Raw genomic sequence first — 4,556 nt, 5'->3', positions numbered from 1 at the left:
CTGGTTAACTAATCCTTCAAGTGCCTGGTAATATCCTGATTGAGATTGAGATTGATAAAAAATTTCACGATCCCACTCGAAACCAAACGCGTCAAGCTGATGCAGAATTTGAGGGATGGAAGATTTAACGACTCGAGGAGTATCCAAGTCATCAACTCGGACGAGCCATAAGCCTTTATTGGCTTTGGCATCAAGATAACTGGCGGTCGCCGCAATGAGCGAACCGAAATGAAGCGGCCCCGATGGGGTCGGGGCAAACCGTCCGACATAGGTCATGAGGCGAGTTATGCAACGCCTTGTTTTTCGCGGATTTCTTGTTGACGCTTCATTTCAACCGTCATATCAGCGGTAGGGCGAGCCTCCATGCGGCCTACGCCAATTTCGTCACCACTGATTTTGCAATAACCGTAGTCACCGGTTTCAATTTCTTTCAGTGATTTATCGATTTTGGCAATCAACTTACGTTCACGATCACGGGTACGCAATTCCAATGCAAACTCTTCTTCTTGTGTGGCACGATCGTTAGGATCCGCTGGGGTGGAAGAGTCACTGCGTAAATGAGTTACGGTCAATTCCGCTTCATTAATTAACTGCTTTTTCCAAGCGAGTAGTTTGTTGCGGAAATGGGCTTTCATTTTCGCACTCATGTATTCTTCACCATCCTCTGGAACATAGGGAGGATAATCTTCAATAAAGCTGCTTGACTGTTCCATAGAACTCTCCAAAATTTCTTATTTTTATATCAACTCAAATATCGGCAACCATGCCAACTTTAAACTTGACGAGGTTTTATATCAGGTTTTTTTCATCACCACAAGCTTAAAAATCCGTAAAAAAACCAACCAAGCGTTCGTAAAATTGGCCGTTAAGCGACGCCAAGCTATTAATAAAGCTTGAATTTAAGCCTTTTTTAAAGCAGAATTCGTGCGGTTTAATCAAAATAGAGGGAAATTTTATGGCCGCATTAGAAGCATTATTGTTTGATGTAGATGGCACCTTAGCGGATACCGAAAAAGACGGACACCGTATCGCCTTTAATATGGCCTTTAAAGATGAAGGTCTAGATTGGGAATGGAGCGAAGCCTTATACGGTGAATTGTTAGCCGTCACCGGTGGCAAAGAACGAATCAAGTATTATCTAGAAAAATTTAATACGAGTTTTGAAAAACCCGCTAATTTCGATGAGTTTGTTAAAGGATTGCATGCGTCTAAAACCAACTTTTACACCCTATTAATGGCTGAAGGAAAAATCCCTTTGCGTCCGGGTGTTGAGCGTTTAATTAACGAAGCACGTGAGGCGGGCATGCGCATTGCGATTGTTACCACCACCACGCCAGAAAATGTCACCGCCTTGCTATCTAACACCTTAGGTGGCGAGTCAATCAAGTGGTTTGAAGTGATTGCAGCCGGCGATATTGTGCCAGCCAAAAAACCGGCGCCTGATATTTATGATTGGGCGTTGGCGCAAATGAATTTAAAGCCGGAGCAAGCGATTGCGTTTGAAGATTCACGCAACGGCATTTTATCTTCGAAAGGCGCGAACCTAAAAACCATTATTACGATTAATGGTTACACCGCAGAAGATGACTTTTCAGAAGCCGAGTTGGTGCTCGATCAAATGGGTGAACCGGATCAACCTTTCCAGGTATTGTCTGGCGATGCCAATGGTCAAACCTATCTTGATTTAGCGCTGGTAAAACACATTCACCAATCTTAATCCCGCCTAATCACCAGGCCTGGTGCAACTACCAGGCCTGGTTCTTTATTATCCTTACTTCTTTGTTAGAGCTTGTCCTTTAAATTCAATGCCTTGCCAACCCGTTTTCATAAAATTGCGGATATTTTGATGGTTGTCACCATCGGGATGCAGCAACACATCTTGGGTGTAAAAATCGCCGAATGCATTTAAAGTATCGGTTTCGCAGAGTTGATGCCGTTTAGCGAAAGCAAAGATTTTACATGAACCGTTGTTCGTACCGGCTTCGTTAAATAATTCGCCATTTTTGAAGGCGGTGGGCGTAAAGGTGTATTCGGCATCAATTACGTCCATCACCTGCTTAAAATCAACGGGGTGTCGATTTAGAGCCTCAATTAAATCCTCAAGCGTCATAAGGTGTTTCCTTGAATAGTAGTAGGGTCAATTAAACAGGTCACGCCAAATGCGGCCGACTGTGAAATGGGTTTAGCGATTGTAGCGGGCAATGCTAAAGCGCGCAACTGGCACCAGGCCTGGTTGCGTGTGCCGCCACCCACGCCATAAACACGAGTCAGTTTGGGCGCGCCTAGCGATTCAAGTTTTCGATAGGCTTGGGTTTCGACTGCGACCAAGCCCTCAATTAAAGCTTGTAAAAGCTGGGCATCAGAATCGGTTTTAGGGATGATAGGTTCTAAATTTGGATCAGCAATTGGAAAGCGCTCTCCCGGTCGGCTCAGTGGATAACAAGCTAAACCGGTGGTTTGCTCAACATTTAGTTGCGGAATCAATTGTTCAAGTTGTTCTAGGCTAAAGTGTGCCAATAATACCGCACCGCCCGCATTTGAAGCACCACCTAGCAACCACTTGTCTTTAAGTTTATGGCTGTAAATACCATATTCGGCGGCAAATAAAGGCGTGTTAGATAATTGTTTAATAGCCAAAGTCGAACCTAAAGCGGTCACGGCGTCGCCAACTTGACTTGCGCCTGAGGCTAAAAAGGCGGCGATACTGTCGGTGGTGCCGGCATAAACCAGGGTTGAGGCTTTAAATTGCCATTGGTTAACTAACTTTTGGCTAACATGGCCTAGTAATGAGCCAGCACTGACCACTTTGGGTAACTCATAGGGGCAGAGTTCGTTCACCCATTGCGGCCAGGCCTGGTGAATGGAATCGTAACCCAATTTAAGCGCATTATTTTCATCGGTGATGTTTTGCACGCCACACAGCTGAAAATTTAACCAGTCAATTTGATGTTGAATAAAATATTTAGTGTTCGCAGCGGTGTGATCGGCTAACCACATTAACTTGGCCAAGCTACTATTCGCACCGCGTGCAGCGCTGTCCGTGGGCGCTATTTGAGCGATTTTTTTGGCTTGAGATTGGGCGCGTTTATCATCGTACATTAACGCCAAACTGGTAGCTTGGCCGTTACGATCACAGATCAAAACCGTGGAGGAGGTCGCATCGGCAATAATGGCGTCAATTTTTTGAGTCCAACCTGCCTGTTGAAGCTGATTCATTATGTTATTGAAAGCGGTTTGCCAAACATCAACTGATTGCTGACTGCGTTGCTGATCGCGTTCTGGCAAGGGCATGGTCATCGAAAACTCGGCGAGAATTTGGCCGGATTCAACTAAAGCAGCTCGAAGGCCAGAAGTACCTAAGTCTAACCCTAGAATAATAGGGAATGGTGGAGTTTTGTTATTTTTCATGTTTAAAATTCTAGCAGAGTGAAAACTTTCAGTTACGCCTATCTGGTTATAGGTTTTATTTATTTTTTATTTCGCTATAATCCACTAAAATTTCAAAGTTAGTTAACTTTTTGGCCTTTATAATGCTTGAGAAACCCTTGAATCAAACCACCTTAGTCAAACGAGTGCTGGCAACACTCGCCCATTCGGCCTTTATTGCATTTGGTGTGTCAATGCTTGTAGTGGGGTTATTGGCATTTGCGATTGTATTTGTTCAGCTTGAGTCGGGTTTTTCAATAAAAGCCATGCTTTCAGCTGATATTTCTATTTTAGTTATTCCCTTGTTTCTATTGTTGTTTGTTTTTGTGTTTTGGCTGGTCACTCTTCGGCGTTTCAAATCCTTATTAGAAAATGATGTATTACCCGCTTTAAATGAATTGAGTGATGATATTTCACACTTGCGTTTAATTGATCCCTTTGTCGAAACGCAACAAAAGTTTGAATTTGAAGAGGTGCAACATATTTATGAAAAAATGATGTCGCACCTTAAAAACCTCAAAACCATCTATAAAAATTTAGACTTACTAAATGTCACTGACAATGTGACGGGTTTATTTAAACGCAAATTCTTTTACGAAATAATTAAACACCAAAACTACGTCAGCAAGCGTTATAAACGCCCATATTCCTTGATGTTGATTAAATTGGTTGAGCTGAATCATCCGCAGATGAAGGATATAGAAAAATTAAATTTATTTGCGCAACTCATGATTGATAGTATTCGTCAGTCAGATATGTTGTTCTATGTAACCGACAAAGCCTTTATTCTAGTCGCGGCGGACACCGATGCCCCAGGCATCGAACAATTGTCACGCGATTTTGGTTGTCGAATATTGGAGGTCGCACAAGCCTACTCAGAATTTGAATGTCATTTTGAATTGGGTTATGCGACATATGGCGAACAAGAATGCACGAACATAAACGAAATGATTCATACGATGATGTCGCGTTTATTCAAAGTGGAGCTGGATCATTTTGATACCACTATTGCGCAGCCGAATACTGAATCAGCGCTTCCAACGAGCTAATTACAATCTTTAACCTAATCTAACCAAATAGAAACCTAACTGAATGCGCTTAAAACTCATTAAAATTGCAGGATTTAAATC

General features: G+C 42.7%; 6 protein-coding genes. 2 read left to right on the top strand and 4 right to left on the bottom strand.

The annotated features are described in order from the left end of the window. The coding region (locus IBX48_RS09860) for a glutamate--tRNA ligase family protein (RefSeq protein WP_296833990.1) at positions 1–276 on the bottom strand (276 nt) is incomplete at its 3' end. Between the two features lie 8 nt (positions 277–284). Further along, entirely contained in the window at positions 285–713 is a 429-nt protein-coding gene (dksA, locus tag IBX48_RS09855) for an RNA polymerase-binding protein DksA (protein WP_296833987.1), read from the bottom strand. A 242-nt stretch (positions 714–955) separates the two neighbouring features. On the opposite strand from dksA, the gene IBX48_RS09850 reads away from it, so the two are divergent. Then, the gene (locus IBX48_RS09850) at positions 956–1,717 is read left to right on the top strand and encodes an HAD family hydrolase (RefSeq protein ID WP_296833984.1); all 762 of its coding nucleotides are present in this window, start codon (positions 956–958) and stop codon (positions 1,715–1,717) included. A 54-nt stretch (positions 1,718–1,771) separates the two neighbouring features. On the opposite strand, the gene IBX48_RS09845 is transcribed toward IBX48_RS09850, so the two are convergent. Continuing rightward, on the bottom strand, positions 1,772–2,110 hold the full coding sequence (locus IBX48_RS09845; RefSeq protein ID WP_296833982.1) for a HopJ type III effector protein: 339 nt from the start codon (positions 2,108–2,110) through the stop codon (positions 1,772–1,774). Further along, on the bottom strand, positions 2,107–3,408 hold the full coding sequence (locus IBX48_RS09840; RefSeq protein ID WP_296833979.1) for an FGGY-family carbohydrate kinase: 1,302 nt from the start codon (positions 3,406–3,408) through the stop codon (positions 2,107–2,109). The genes IBX48_RS09845 and IBX48_RS09840 overlap by 4 nt, the downstream gene beginning before the upstream one ends. Positions 3,409–3,530: 122 nt before the next feature. Here IBX48_RS09840 and IBX48_RS09835 point away from each other — a divergent pair, with 122 nt between their 5' ends. Then, complete coding sequence (locus tag IBX48_RS09835) at positions 3,531–4,475, top strand: hypothetical protein (RefSeq protein WP_296833976.1); 945 nt, start codon at positions 3,531–3,533, stop codon at positions 4,473–4,475. Positions 4,476–4,556: the final 81 nt, after the last annotated feature.

Source organism: Thiomicrospira sp. (assembly GCF_014859555.1).
Taxonomy (GTDB): Bacteria; Pseudomonadota; Gammaproteobacteria; order Thiomicrospirales; family Thiomicrospiraceae; genus Thiomicrospira.
Note: the sequence above shows the minus strand (reverse complement) of the source record. Positions and strands in the feature narration are given on the sequence as shown.